Below are 12,612 nucleotides of genomic sequence, written 5' to 3' on the forward strand. Positions count from 1 at the left end.
GTCCCAAGGTCGGGGACCCGACCTAAGCGGTCCCCTCCCCCCGCCTGGGCTCGGGCAGCGGCATCCCCTCCACCAACACGGGCGGCTCGACGGCCAGCAGCCGGGTACGGAGAGCATGGACGAGGGCCACCCGCTCCAGGTTCTCCACGGCCGACCACTCGACCTCGACCTGATCGCGGGGCAGATCGGCGAAGGCGTCCTCAGCCGCGCTACCGCCGTCGAAGACGAAAGCAATTTCTTCGTCTTGCTCGCCATCGATGGCGGGTTGCTGATCCACAGCGAGCAGTGCGGCCCCCTTCGGCAACCGGATGCCCAATGCGTCGGCCACCCGGTGGGCGGCGTCGACGATCGCCTCCCCCGGCTGCACGATGACCCCCGGCGGGCAGGCCCACCCGTCGCGCACGACCTGGAGCACGCGCGGCCACATCCCGAGCGGCGCGAAATACTTGGGGTTCTCGACCGGGCAGCGGATCAGCAGGAACACCCACACCTCGCGGGGCGGGTTCGCGGGCTTGACCGCGTTCATGGGGTGTACGAGCTTCACGCGGCTTCGCCTCCGTGGGTCAGGGATTGCAACCCGGCGCACGCCTGCGGCGCCCGGTCGTTGAGGGTGATGAGCCCGTACGCGGCCCGGCCGTCCGACCAGCACCAACCCTCGACGGTCTCGTACTCGGCACGGTGCCGGTTGGGGCACAGGACGTCGCTGCGCAACGCATCCGGATCGAACATCGACTCCTGATACGCGCGGTGGAACTCGACATCCGTCACGGGAGACCACGTGCCGTCCTCACCGAAGCTGAGGAAGAAACGCAGCGGGGTACCCATGACCAGGACGCGGTGAGTGCCGTCCATCAAGCACCCCCGGTCAGCGTCTTGTTGGGCTGGTTGCGGTGCTGCGGGCAACGGCACGGAGGCCAGGCGCCGGTGAGTGCCTCGCGGAAGGCGTCGGCACATGTCTGGTCGCTGTCGACGGAGGTCACGGTGACGACCGTGGCTTCCGGGTCGGGCGGTCCGCTTTCGCCTGGGCGGCGGCGATATACGCGCAACCTCATCAAATGTTCCGCCATGACCCCATCTCCCTTTCCAGCAAAGGCAGTTGATCGTCTCCGTGTTCGAGGCTCGGCGGCCGAAAGGGAACGCACGTTCCTCTCCGTAGCGGTCCGACTACCGAGATGAGTCAGCGTCCCCTAGAGTCAAATCGTCTTCAACCTGTCTTTGTTGCTCGAAGAACGAGGCGATGGCGCATGCATCGGAAGGAACTAGATCCCGAGGGGTCGCCAAGAGCGCGGTTCGGACTCCTAGTCCGCAGGAAGCGGGACGAGCGAGGGTGGTCACAGGACGAACTCGCCGAGCGCGCCGGGTGCTCCGGTACGCACGTATCGGCCGTCGAAACTGGTCGCAGACCCCCCACTCTTCGCTTCGCGCGTGGTATCGATAAGGCCCTGGGCACCGGAGACCTGTTCGAGCGGCAGAGTCAGGCCGTTCGCCAAACGGCGCTCATAGAGGGTTTTCCCGAGTACGTCTCCTACGAGGGACGAGCAACGGAGATCCGGCTGTTCACGCTCGGCATCATTCCGGGATTGCTCCAGACAGCCGCGTACGCACGCGCTCTGGCCAACGCAGACATGCGCCGAAGGACCATCACTCAGGAACAGGCCGACGAACGCCTGGCCATGGTGGCCAATAGGCAAGCTGCGCTCGATCGGCAGCGTCCGCCCACCGTCATCTCCGTGCTGGACGAGAGCTGCCTCCGGCGACCCGTGGGCGGCACAGAGGCGATGCGCGAGCAGCTCGACTACCTGGCGGACTTCGCCGAGCAGCCGAACACCATGTTGCAGATCGCCCCGTTCGGACTCGGCGAGCGGAGGCCGTTCAATCTGCCGATCTACTTGCTGACCATGCCGGATCGCTCGATGGTCGCGTATGCGGAGTCGTACGCACGGGGCCATGTGGAGCGCGAAAGCACCTTCGTTACGGCAGCCCTTGCGGACTACCATCAGCTACAGGCCGAATCCATGTCTCAGGCCGAGTCTGTGGCCATGATCAACCAGTTACGAAAGGGCACCTTGTGACGAGCGAATCCCCCCGCTGGACCAAGTCCTCCTACAGCTCCAACGGCGGCGAGTGCGTCGAGGTGGCCGCCAACCTTGCCACGCATGGCACCGTGCCCGTCCGCGACAGCAAGGACCCCCAGGGTCCGGCCCTCGCGTTCGGCACCACCGCATGGGCCGCGTTCGTGGCAGGCGTGAAGGCCGGCGACTTCAACGCCTGACCCGCCGCCCGTACGACAGGCCCCCGACCGCGCTCCCAGCGGTCGGGGGCCTTGCACGTTCAAGGCCGTGACCACTCCGCCAAGCTCAGCAGCAAGTGGGCCGATTCCGGGTGGAAGTAGTCGGAGTGGGCGCGGAGGGGGTTCAGGGGGCTGTTGCGGTAGCGCCAGCTCGCGTTGACGTTGACGAAGGGGTGGTCGAGGCAGGCTCGGGCGTAGGGCCTGTCGGCCGGGTGCAGGTCGGTGTGGGCGACGTCGTTGGGGGCCAGGTCGCCGCGGGCCGGCGACAGCCGCATACCGCCGTGGCCGATGCCGGGCAGGTGCTCCGCGTGCAGGTGGCAGTAGCCGGTGGCGTGGTCGTGGCGGGAGTGGGTGAAGACCATCGGGCCGCCGACCGGCGCCCGGTGGCCGCCGGTCGCGGGGCGCAGCGTGCGGAACGTGCCGTCGAAGGCGTTGCTGGGGGCCGCCATCTGGAAGGCGGTGAGCGAGTCGACGGTGAACGGCCGGCCGGGGTCGGTGGCGATGCTCCAGCCGAGGGTGTCGCCGGCGGCGGCGTCCGCCGCCCACTGCACGGCCTCGCACAGGAACCTGCCGCCGAAGGAGTGGCCGATCAGGTGCAGGTAGCGGCCGGTCGCGGTGCGCAGCGTGTCGGCCCTCGGGTCGCCGCGTTCGGCGTCGAGGTAGCCCAGCAGGTGGCCGAGTACGTGCGGGGCGAAGCCGCGGCCCGGGGCGCTCATGGCGTGCGCCCGGTCGCGTACCGCGTAATAGCCCTTGCGCAGCCGCTGGGACGAGGAGGGCCAGCGGACGACCACGGTCCACGGCGCGTAGCCGGCTGCCGTGTGCAGCCTGGGGTAGAGGCGCGGGTGGCGGGCGTGCTGCTGGTGGACGAGGGCCAGCAGGCGCTGGGCGTTGCGCAGGGCCGCGGGCTGGCCGGTCTGCCAGCCGTGCGCGTACACCAGGATGTCGGTGGCCCACTCCGGCGGGCGCAGCCAGTGCGCCAGGTGGTCCACGAGCCGGTCGGCGGGGACCGGCTCGCCGGTGTCGGGGGCCAGCAGCCAGCCGTCGTGGTCCAGGTCGACGGTGGCGAAGTCGGCCGGCGCCGGGACCTGGGCGGCGCGGGCCCGGCGGCGGACGTCGCGGGGTCTGGGCCGGGGGCCGGGGCGGGGGCTGCGGTGGTGCGGCACGGTCACGGGGCGGTCGCTCCTTCGTCCGGGGCGGCGGGGGGCAGCCTGCTGTCCAGGCCGCAGTGGAGCCCGTAGATCAGGCCCAGCGGGTTGTGGTACTCGGCGGCGAACCAGCGGACGGTGTCGCGCACCGCCTCGCCCGCCGCCGACCGGTCGACCAGGTAGCGAGTCAGGAAGCGCAGGGCGAACTCGGCGCCGAAGAGCTGCGGTACGGCGATGGCCGGGGCCAGCACGCCCTGCGCGCCGTGCTGGATGAAGCTGCCGGCCAGGCTGGCGAACCTGCCGGTCATCGGGGAGCCGGCGTAACAGACGTTCAGCACCACCATCGGGTGGAACGGGACGAACTCGCCCCGGCTGCGGTTCGCCTCGGTGTACCGCTTGCGGATGCTGTCGATGCGGCCGGCGTGCACCGCGCGGGCGTCGGTGAGTTGGAACGCCTGCCAGGTGGCGTCGCCGTCGCGGAGAACGGCGCCGTGGCAGAAGAAGTACATCAGGTCCTCGTCGAAGTGGGCCGCGTCCAGGTCGTTGAGGAGGGTGTCGCTGTGCGTCCGCTCCGTCAGCTCCGTCTGGTCGTCCAGCAGCTTGTGCACCTCGGCGGCCACCTTCTGCGCCTCGGGCACGCGCGACGCCCTGCGCAGCGCCTCGTCGATGTTGGCGCTGCTGATCGGGCGGGCCCGACTGGCCGCGTAGTAGAAGTCCGTCTCGTACGCGCCGGACGCGGTCTCGATGAGGTGGCGGTGGCCCAGGAAGAGGTCGAAGAGCCGGGCGAGTTCGGAGGGGGTGGTGGGGGCGGTGGTGCCCCCGGCGCTGGCGGCTGTGGTCCCGGGGCCGTTCGCGGGTCCGCCGCCTGGGGTCCCGGGGGTGGTCGGGGGGCTGGCGACGGACGACACCTGGACGTCGTACGGAACCGTCAGCGACGCGTACGGGGCGGGTGCCGGTGGCGGGCCCGATATCGGCGGGGCCTGCTCGCCGACGGCCAGCAGCGGCCAGGGCAGGTCGAGATCGGAATCGAAGCGGATGCGCAGGTCACGGCGGTGCAGGGCGGTGGCGAGGAAGGCACGCAGCCGCAGCAGGTTCGGGTTGTGGCCGCTCAGCAGCGTGTCCAGGAGGTGGCTGCCGGCCCGGACGAGTTCGGCCACCCGCCGCTGCACCTCGCCGGGCGGGCGGCTGCTGAGGTCCGCGCCGGTGGCGTACGGGCGGATGCCGGCGGCCCGGTCGGCCGGCTGGTAGTCCACGAACGCCTTCCAGTCGGCCAGGAGTTGCGCAGACAGGTCCTTGATGTCGCGGACGTCCGTCTCCAGCTCGGCCCAGTGCTCGCGGCTGCGGGAGCGGGGCAGCACCCCGGTCTCGCCCCACGCGATGAGCCACGGCCGGCCGTCCTGGACGCGCAGGCAGACGACGAGGTCCCGGAGTTCGCGGGTGGGCGCGAGGGTCAGACGGTAGCCGTTACTAGCATCCTGACTGCTCGTCAGGGGAATGTTCTCGTCCAACGGCTCAGAACTCCGGCGCCTGGTTGCGGTCGGCGGCGTCGACCGGGGTCGCGGGCCCGCCCGGGGGTGGTCCGGCCTGCGCGGCGGGGCGCGCGGGGGCCTCGATGGTCATGGTGGCGTCGAGTTCCTGGAGCACCACTCCGTGGTCGCGGTCGTAGACGGTGAACCTGAGCTGGTGCTCGCCCGGCTCGCGCGCCGTGAAGGAGAAGGTGGCCGCGCCGTCGCTGCCGTGCCCCGCGCGGTAACTGCGGGCCGGCGGCGTGATGTGGCCCGCGGTGCGCGCCGCGGCGACCAGCATGAGGTGGGCCGACGGGTGCTCGGGCTGGCGCGCCCACAGGTGCTCGTCGGGCACTTCGAGTACGAACTCCAGCTCCGCGGGCGCCCCCACCCGGGCCGGCCCGTCGCGCAGCGTGAGCCGCGGCAGGCAGGGGGGGCCGGTGGGCCGCCAGGGGGGCGTGGGTGGGTAGCCCGCTGCGGCGGCTGGCCCGGGCGGAGGGCCTGCGGCGGCCGGGTGCCGGGGCTTGTTGGCTGCCGGCGGGGGTGGGGTGGACTCGCGTGCCGGTGGAGGTGGGTTGGTTTCGTCCGCCGGCGGGGGTGGTGGGGTGGCGTCCGCCGGCGGGGGTGGGTCGGTTTCGTTCGCCGCGGGCGGTGGCTCGTCCGGGTGGTCCTGTGCCGCGGGCGGTGGGGGTGTGGCCGTACGAGGCGGCTCACCCTCCCCCGGCCCCGCCAATTCGACTTCTTCCAGGCCGGGTTGGGCATCAGGTGTCGACTCGGGGTGGGGTGGTTCGCCCTCGGCGTGGTGGGGACCTGTGTGGTGGGGCTCGGGGCGGTTCGTCCCCGGGTGGCCGGTGGACACGCGGCTCGTATCGACTTGGCCCGTACTCACCCGGCTGGTGTCGGCGCGGCCCGACCCGCCCTGGCCCGTGTCGGCCCGGCCCGTATCGGCACGCTCCGGGCGCGGGGTGGGGCTGCTCGGGTCGCCGGGGGTCTCGTGGGTGAGGCCGGGGGCGGTGGTGGGTCGTTCCGGGCGGGCGGTGGTCGTACGGGACGGGCCCGGGCGGGTGGTGGCGGGGCGGCGGGTTCGGGCCGGGCGGACCAGGTGGCGGCGGGCGGGGCCGGGCTCCGGGCGGGACCGGCCGGCCTGCGCCTTGCGCGGCTTGCGGCGGTCGTCCGTCTCCGGCTCCACGGAGCCACGGTCGCCCCTGAGCACAAGGGACTGGTGGTCGAGCCCGGCGATCACCACGGCCGACTCGGGGCCGTCCCAGGCGCGCATCGGCGCGCTACCGGGCGAGGGGAGGTCGTCCGCGGCGGGCGGTGCGGCGGCGCCCTGGCCGGGCGGGAACCACGGAGCGTGCGCGTGCGAGACGTGGGTGACGTCGGGGCGACGGCCCGAGCCCCTGCCGGGGGCCCCGCCCACGGCCCCGTCTCCGCTCAGGGCGCCGTCCCCGCCCCGCACCCCGCGCCGTAATCGCACCCTGACGTACGCCACCGCGTGCCACACGCACTTCCCGCCCAGGACGACGAGGCCGGACGCGGTGCCGAGGACGATGGCCGACAGGAACGAGGTGGCCACGTCCGGTGCGGCCGACTCGCCGGCCAGCCGCAGGCCGAGGAGGGCGGCGAGCGCCCCGCCCGTGAACGCGGCGGCGAGCCGGCTGCCGACCAGGGTGCCCACCTGGATGAGGAGGCTGCGCAGCCGCTGCCAGCGGGAGTGGCGCTTGGGGGTGGCCAGCGCCCAGTGGGTGTCGGTGACCGGCTCCTGCCGGCCGGCCGCCGAGCGCAGGGCCGCGGCCACCGACGGCGCCTTCGGGCGGGCCCCCGGGTGGGGTTCGAGCAGACCCTCGATGAGCGGCCCGAACTCCTTGTGCCGGCGCACCCGCGGCGGGCGGGCGTCCCGGAGCGCCTTGATCCGGGCGCCCGGCATGGGGCCGCGCAGCGGGCGGCGGCCCTCGACCATCTCGTACAGGGTCGTGCCGAGCGCCCACAGATCGCCCTGGGGTGTCGGCGCGTCCGGCGGCGTCCCGGCCAGGTGGGCGGCGGTCATCTCCGGCGCCGTGTACTGGGAGTTGGGCCGCTCGGGCAGCAGCGGCGGCGCCCCGTCCAGGGGGCTGGGGGGCGCGAGCCCGTAACCCGGGAGCGCCGCCGTGCCGTCCTCGCGGAAGAGGATGCCGCCGGGGACGACCTGCCCGTGCGCGAGGCCCGCGGCGTGCAGCGCTTCGAGTGCGCTCGCCACCTCAAGGCCGATGTGGGTCGCGGCGCCCGGTTCGAGCCGGCCGTGGTCGCGCAACAGGCCGTACAGCGAACGCGGCACGACCGGGTCCATCACCACCCACAGCGCGCCCGCCTCCTCGAAGACGTCGTGCACGGCCAACAGGTGGGAGTCGTCCGACACCGGCACCGACGCCGGCCGCACTTGCCGCGCCAGCCCGCCGGGTTTCCAACTCCCGTGAGCAGCAACGCACTTGGCGCCCGTCCTATCGGCGGACTTTCCGCCGGACTTTCCGCCGGCGTCGGGCACGGGCGGGTGGAGCTGTTGCACGAGGACGGCGGTCTGCGCCGTGCGGTCGTAGCCGGACCAGTAGGTGGAGCCGGGCCGTTCGCCCCAGGCGGTGTACAGCGCGTAGCGGTCGCGGAGGACGTCAGGGTGCGCGCCGGCCATAGGACCCCCGTCCTCCCCCGTGTGCGTCCGGCGTGGGCCACGCCCGCCGGATGCGTGGAGGATAGCCCGGTACGGGGCGGAACAGCAGGGTTCGGCGGAACATCGGGCGGGCGCACGGGGGTGCGGCGGGCGGTGGTCGGGGCACGCCGGGCCGTGCCGGCGGCCGTGGGGCCCGGCGCGTACGGTGCGGCCACCGACCCCAGCCGGCCTCGCCCCACCATGATCACCTAGGGTGCGCGGAAAGACTCGCCCAGCAGACGAGTCAGCCAACAGACGAGGAGTGTGCGTCGTGTTCGGTTCTTCCGTACGGGTTCGGCGGGTTCTGGTCGGCATCACCGCATCGGCCGCAGCGGGCGCGCTGGCGGTGACCGGTGCGCCGGGGGCCGCCACCGCGGCGGACTCGGTGGCGGCCGTGGACCGGCCCACCCAGGACGCGCTCGACGGGCTGGTGCGGGCGGGTATGCCGGGCGTGGCCGCCGAGACGCAGACGGCCGACGGGCGGAAGTGGTTCGGCTCCGCCGGGTACGCCGACACCGCGCAGCAGCGCGAGCGGACCGCGGGCGACCACTTCAGGGCCGGCAGCATCACCAAGACGCTGATGGCCACCGTGCTGCTGCAACTCGAAGCCGAGGGCGAGATCGACCTCGACGACTCCGTCGAGAAGTGGCTGCCGGGCGTGGTGGTGGGCGACGGGTACGACGCGGGCGCCATCACCGTACGGCAGTTGCTCAATCACACCAGCGGCATCCACGACAGCGTGGAGACGCCGGAGTGGCAGCAGACCATGAACGGGCCCGGCTTCTTCGAGCACCGCTTCGACGTCAAGCGGCCGGCGGAGATCGTGGCGATGGCACTGAAGTACCGGCCGTACTTCGCACCGGGCGCCGGCTGGCACTACTCCAACACCAACTACGTGCTCGCCGGCATGGTCATCGAGAAGGTGACCGGCGACAGCTACGCCCGCCAGGCCGAGCAGCGCATCATCGAGCCGCTGCGGCTGCGCCACACGTCCTTCCCCGGCACCGACACCACGCTGCCGTCGCCGCACTCGATCGGCTACTCCAAGCTGTACGCGCCGAACCCGGGCCCCGAGGTGTACGACGCCACCGAGTACAGCCCCACCTGGTCGGGCGCGACCGGCGAACTGATCAGCACCAGCGGCGACCTCAACACCTTCTTCCGCGCCCTGACCCGCGGCAAGCTGCTGCCGAAGCAGCAGATGCGGGAGATGTTCCAGACCGTGGAGACCGGCCAGCACTTCCGGTACGGGCTCGGGCTCATCGCCCGCGACCTGTCCTGCGGGACGACCGTGTGGGGCCACGACGGCATCGTCTGGGGCTCCCTCACCAGCTCCGCCACCACCCGCGACGGCGCGCACTCGCTGACCTTCCAGATCAACGGCGACTGGCTGGCGGACGGCGCCCCGTACGAGAAGGTCTTCGACGCGGAGTTCTGCGCGCCGGGGCAGTCCATGACGAAGTGAGGACGTGAAGTGCGGACGGGGGCCCGTGGCCGTGGCCTGGCGGACGTGGCCGCGGGGGAAGCTCTTGTGACCCCGTCCGGTCTCGTGTGACCCGCCGCACCGCCCGACCCGTGGGCGGCCCCACCGCACGTACGCCCCTACGCTCCGCACTCCGCGCGCACGCGTACCCGCGTACCCGTGAGCACCACGTACGCGCCGAGTGCGCACCCACGAGAGAGGCCCGTCCCGATGGACGTCCTGACGACGCACCGCGCCCTGCTGCACCGACTTCTGCCGGGCGATGCTCCGGATCAACTAGCCGTCCTCGAAGGGCAGTTCCACTACGTGGTGCGTGGCGCTCGGCGGGTCGTGTGTCTGCCGCGTACGGCCGCTGCGGCGCGGCGGCTGCCGCAGCGGGCCGCCGTACTGCGCACGCTCGCCGGGCTCGACCTCGGGTTCCGTACGCCGGAGCCGATCGCGGACGGGACGGGCAGCGAGCCCGCGGACGAGGCCGGGGGCGGCAGTCCGGGACCTGCCCGTACGGACCCGCCCTTCCTCGTCCTCAGCCGCATCCCCGGCGCGCCGCTGGAACGCGGCGCGCTCGACCGGCCCGGGGTCGGCGAGGCAGTGGCGGCGCAGTTCGCCGCGCTGTTGGCCGGGCTCGCGGCGGCCGGGGACGAGCCGCGGGTGCGGGCGGCGCTGCCGGCCGAGCCCGCCGACCGGTGGCAGCGCTTCGCGGCGCAGGTGCGGGCGGAGTTGTTCGGGATGATGTCGGCCGCCGGGCGGGAGCAGGCGGCGGCCGAGTTGGCCGCGGTGACCGCGCTGCCCCGGCGCACCACCGCCCTGGTCCACGGCGACCTCGGCGCCGAGAACGTCCTGTGGACGACCGACGCGGCCGGGCTGCCCCTGCTCAGCGGCGTGGTCGACTGGGACGAGGTGATGCTCGGCGACCCGGCCGAGGACCTGGCGGCCATCGCCGCCAGCTACGGCCCCGACCTGCTCACCCGGGTACGCGCCCACGCCCCCGCACCCGACCCTGACCTCACCACCCGCGCAGCCGCGATCCGCGGCACCTTCGCCCTCCAACAGGCCCTGGCCGCGCATCAGGACGAGGATGCGGAGGAGTTGGCGGACGGGTTGATGGGGTACTGCTGACGGGGCTGGTCGGTAGGGGCGCTGATCCCGCGTGGGGCCTGGCGGAAGCGCCGGAGAACGGGAGGACCGGAGAACCGGAGACCGTTGTCCAGGTCCGTACCGACGGCGTCGCCTACCAGGCCGGCCCCCGGGCCGCTCCCCCCTTCGGCGGGAACGGGCTGGGCAACCGCCCCGTACCGGCGCGAAGGCCCTGACCCGCTGCTCCGCCCCCTCCTCCCCTAACCCACCAACGCCGCACCCAGTGGCGACGCAGTCAAGCCGAAGGTGTCCCGGAGGTCCGTGTCGTCCACCAGGAACGGGCGTTCCGTCATGTAGCCGAGTTCGGTGAACTCGCGCCACAGGGGGTCGCTGAAGGACAGGAGGGTCAGGTCGCGTTCGGTGAGGGGGTCCAGGCGTGGTTCGGGGGCGTCGTGGAGTGCGGCGAGTTCGGTTGCGGCCTGGCGTACGGTCGTGGTGATGACGGGGGCGTGCCAGGGGCGGCCCCAGGTGCGGTCGTCGTCGGCGACCGCGACGAGCGCCGCCGCCACGTCCTCGGTGTAGGAGAACGCGTGGGCCGCGTCCGGGTTGCCGTGGACGAGGGCGAGTTCGCCGGCCCGTACCCGGGGGGCGACCAGCAGGGTGAACGCCGAGATCGCGCCCGGGCCCAGGTACTGGCCGGCCCGTACCTCCGTCACCCGTAGCCGTCCCGCGTCGTGCGCCGCCTTGGCCTGCTGCCACAGTTCGGCCCGTACCCGGCCCTTGCGGGTGCGGGAGGTGAGGGGGGTGCCTTCGGTGAGCGGTTCGGTGGACGGGCCGTAGCCGTAGTGGTTGCCGAGCATCACGTAGTCGGCGCCGGCCCGTTCGGTCGCCGTGAGGATGGCCGTGAACAGCGGCGGCAGCGTCTCGGGCCAGGTGTGGTACGCGGTCATGGCGGCGTTGACGACCGTGGTAGCGCCGGTCAGCGCCGGCGTCAACGCGTCGGTGTCGCTCGCGTCCAGGGCGACCCGCTCGACGCCCGCGTGGTCGGGGCCGCTGCCGCTGCGGGTGATCAGGCGGACCCGGTCTCCGCGGTCGGCCAGGCGCCGCGCGGTCGCGGCTCCGGTCGCGCCGGCCCCGATGACGACTCGTACAGCCATGGCGTTCTCTCCGTGCTTCGTGTGGCGAGGGGTGTGGGGGGCCGGGGGCTCCAGGCGGTGGCCCCGGGAGGGGCGGCGGGGTGGGGCCCGGCCGCTCGGCCCACTGTGGCGGGTGGCCGGCCGGTAGGGTCAGTGGCCACATTGCCAAGAGCTCCAAGGATCTGGCCATGCACCGTGTCGCCGTCCTGGCCGTACCGCCGGTCAAGCCCTTCGACCTGGCCATGCCGGCCACGCTGCTGGGCGCCGCGGAGGTGGCGGGGCGGCCCGGTTACGAGGTGACGGTGTGCACCGCCGAACCCGGCGTGCTCGACGCGTCCGGCGGGATCGAGGTCGTCGTCCGGCAGGGCCTTGCGGCGGTCGTCGGTGCCGACACCGTCATCGTCCCCTCCACCGCGAGCCGGCACGACGCGGGCCCTGCCGCGCTCGCCGCGCTGCGGGAGGCGGCTGCCGCGGGCAAGCGGGTCGCCTCGATCTGTAGTGGCGCCTTCGTCCTCGCCCAGGCCGGTCTCCTCGACGGCAGGGCCGCCACCACCCACTGGGCGCTCGCCGACGAACTCCAGCGCGCCTTCCCCGCCGTACGGGTCGACGCCGACCGGCTCTTCGTCGACGAGGGGCGGATCGTGACCGGCGCGGGTTCGGCCGCCGGGATCGACCTGTGCCTGTACCTGATCGGCTGCGACTACGGGGCGGCGACCGCCAACGCGGCGGCCCGGGCCGCAGTGGTCACGCCGGTGCGGCACGGCGGGCAGGCGCAGTTCGTCCGCACCCCGCTGCCGGCCGAGACGAACTCCTCGCTCGACGCGGCCCGCACCTGGGCCATGGGCCGGCTCGACCAGCCGATCTCACTGGCCGAGTTGGCCGCCCGGGCGCAGGTCAGCGTGCGGACGCTGACCCGGCGGTTCACCGCCGAGACGGGCGTGACGCCCTTCCAATGGCTGCTCCAGCAGCGGCTGTTGCGGGCCCGCGAACTGCTGGAGACCACCGACCTCACCGTCGATCAGGTCGCCGACCGCAGCGGCCTCGGCTCCGGGGAATCCCTGCGCCAACACCTGACCCGCCACCTCGGGATGACCCCGACCGCCTACCGGAACGCCTTCGTCCAACGGCCCGGGGCCCACCCCGTGCAGTGACGTGGCGGGCCCCGGGGTGAGCCTCCGGGAGGGCCCGGAGTGGGGTACGGGGCGGGGTACGGGGCGGGCGCGGGGCGGGCGCGGGGCGGCGCGCCCCCGTGGGGCCGGCCCGGGCGCGGCGGCGCGCCGCCCAGGTCGGTCGGTGCGG

Annotated in this window: 12 protein-coding genes; 5 read left to right on the plus strand and 7 right to left on the minus strand. The window is 73.5% G+C overall.

Annotated elements, in window-relative coordinates; translation table 11 throughout:
* Positions 1–22: 22 nt before the first annotated feature.
* Genes ACMA1D_RS20370 through ACMA1D_RS20380 form a run of 3 tightly spaced genes read right to left on the minus strand, consistent with a single transcriptional unit; the run spans position 23 to position 980 of the window.
* On the minus strand, positions 23–544 hold the full coding sequence (locus ACMA1D_RS20370; RefSeq protein WP_414725438.1) for a hypothetical protein: 522 nt from the start codon (positions 542–544) through the stop codon (positions 23–25).
* Positions 541–852: a hypothetical protein gene (locus ACMA1D_RS20375; RefSeq protein WP_414725439.1), complete on the minus strand. Its 312-nt coding sequence runs from the start codon at positions 850–852 to the stop codon at positions 541–543. Before ACMA1D_RS20375 ends, ACMA1D_RS20370 begins: the two co-directional genes overlap by 4 nt.
* Entirely contained in the window at positions 852–980 is a 129-nt protein-coding gene (locus tag ACMA1D_RS20380) for a hypothetical protein (RefSeq protein WP_414725440.1), read from the minus strand. Before ACMA1D_RS20380 ends, ACMA1D_RS20375 begins: the two co-directional genes overlap by 1 nt.
* 264 nt (positions 981–1,244) lie before the next feature.
* On the opposite strand from ACMA1D_RS20380, the gene ACMA1D_RS20385 reads away from it, so the two are divergent.
* Positions 1,245–2,072, plus strand: coding sequence for a helix-turn-helix domain-containing protein (locus ACMA1D_RS20385; protein ID WP_414725441.1), 828 nt, complete (start codon positions 1,245–1,247; stop codon positions 2,070–2,072).
* On the plus strand, positions 2,069–2,272 hold the full coding sequence (locus ACMA1D_RS20390) for a DUF397 domain-containing protein (protein WP_414725442.1): 204 nt from the start codon (positions 2,069–2,071) through the stop codon (positions 2,270–2,272). The genes ACMA1D_RS20385 and ACMA1D_RS20390 overlap by 4 nt, the downstream gene beginning before the upstream one ends.
* Positions 2,273–2,331: 59 nt before the next feature.
* On the opposite strand, the gene ACMA1D_RS20395 is transcribed toward ACMA1D_RS20390, so the two are convergent.
* Genes ACMA1D_RS20395 through ACMA1D_RS20405 form a run of 3 tightly spaced genes read right to left on the minus strand, consistent with a single transcriptional unit; the run spans position 2,332 to position 7,602 of the window.
* Positions 2,332–3,459, minus strand: a complete 1,128-nt coding sequence (locus ACMA1D_RS20395) for a hypothetical protein (protein WP_414725443.1) — start codon at positions 3,457–3,459, stop codon at positions 2,332–2,334.
* Entirely contained in the window at positions 3,456–4,943 is a 1,488-nt protein-coding gene (locus ACMA1D_RS20400; protein ID WP_414725444.1) for a CHAT domain-containing protein, read from the minus strand. The genes ACMA1D_RS20395 and ACMA1D_RS20400 overlap by 4 nt, the downstream gene beginning before the upstream one ends.
* Positions 4,944–4,947: 4 nt before the next feature.
* Positions 4,948–7,602: a protein kinase domain-containing protein gene (locus tag ACMA1D_RS20405; protein ID WP_414725445.1), complete on the minus strand. Its 2,655-nt coding sequence runs from the start codon at positions 7,600–7,602 to the stop codon at positions 4,948–4,950.
* Positions 7,603–7,891: 289 nt separating this feature from the next.
* Here ACMA1D_RS20405 and ACMA1D_RS20410 point away from each other — a divergent pair, with 289 nt between their 5' ends.
* Entirely contained in the window at positions 7,892–9,085 is a 1,194-nt protein-coding gene (locus ACMA1D_RS20410) for a serine hydrolase domain-containing protein (RefSeq protein ID WP_414725446.1), read from the plus strand.
* A 228-nt stretch (positions 9,086–9,313) separates the two neighbouring features.
* Positions 9,314–10,219, plus strand: coding sequence for an aminoglycoside phosphotransferase family protein (locus ACMA1D_RS20415; RefSeq protein WP_414725447.1), 906 nt, complete (start codon positions 9,314–9,316; stop codon positions 10,217–10,219).
* A gap of 218 nt (positions 10,220–10,437) precedes the next feature.
* Here ACMA1D_RS20415 and ACMA1D_RS20420 read toward each other — a convergent pair whose 3' ends face one another.
* Positions 10,438–11,334, minus strand: a complete 897-nt coding sequence (locus ACMA1D_RS20420) for an NAD-dependent epimerase/dehydratase family protein (protein ID WP_414725448.1) — start codon at positions 11,332–11,334, stop codon at positions 10,438–10,440.
* A gap of 167 nt (positions 11,335–11,501) precedes the next feature.
* Here ACMA1D_RS20420 and ACMA1D_RS20425 point away from each other — a divergent pair, with 167 nt between their 5' ends.
* Positions 11,502–12,464: a GlxA family transcriptional regulator gene (locus ACMA1D_RS20425; RefSeq protein WP_414725449.1), complete on the plus strand. Its 963-nt coding sequence runs from the start codon at positions 11,502–11,504 to the stop codon at positions 12,462–12,464.
* Positions 12,465–12,612 lie beyond the last annotated feature (148 nt).

Source organism: Streptomyces sp. 796.1 (assembly GCF_047525675.1).
In the GTDB taxonomy this organism is placed as follows: domain Bacteria; phylum Actinomycetota; class Actinomycetes; order Streptomycetales; family Streptomycetaceae; genus Streptomyces.

Excerpts from the sequence above, each read along its gene's own strand:
- ACMA1D_RS20425 (WP_414725449.1), top strand. The coding sequence starts at position 11,502 with ATGCACCGTGTCGCCGTCCTGGCCGTACCGCCGGTCAAGCCCTTCGAC.
- ACMA1D_RS20415 (WP_414725447.1), top strand. The coding sequence starts at position 9,314 with ATGGACGTCCTGACGACGCACCGCGCCCTGCTGCACCGACTTCTGCCG.
- ACMA1D_RS20385 (WP_414725441.1), top strand. The coding sequence starts at position 1,245 with ATGCATCGGAAGGAACTAGATCCCGAGGGGTCGCCAAGAGCGCGGTTC.
- ACMA1D_RS20375 (WP_414725439.1), bottom strand. The coding sequence starts at position 852 with ATGGACGGCACTCACCGCGTCCTGGTCATGGGTACCCCGCTGCGTTTC.
- ACMA1D_RS20420 (WP_414725448.1), bottom strand. The coding sequence starts at position 11,334 with ATGGCTGTACGAGTCGTCATCGGGGCCGGCGCGACCGGAGCCGCGACC.
- ACMA1D_RS20405 (WP_414725445.1), bottom strand. The coding sequence starts at position 7,602 with ATGGCCGGCGCGCACCCTGACGTCCTCCGCGACCGCTACGCGCTGTAC.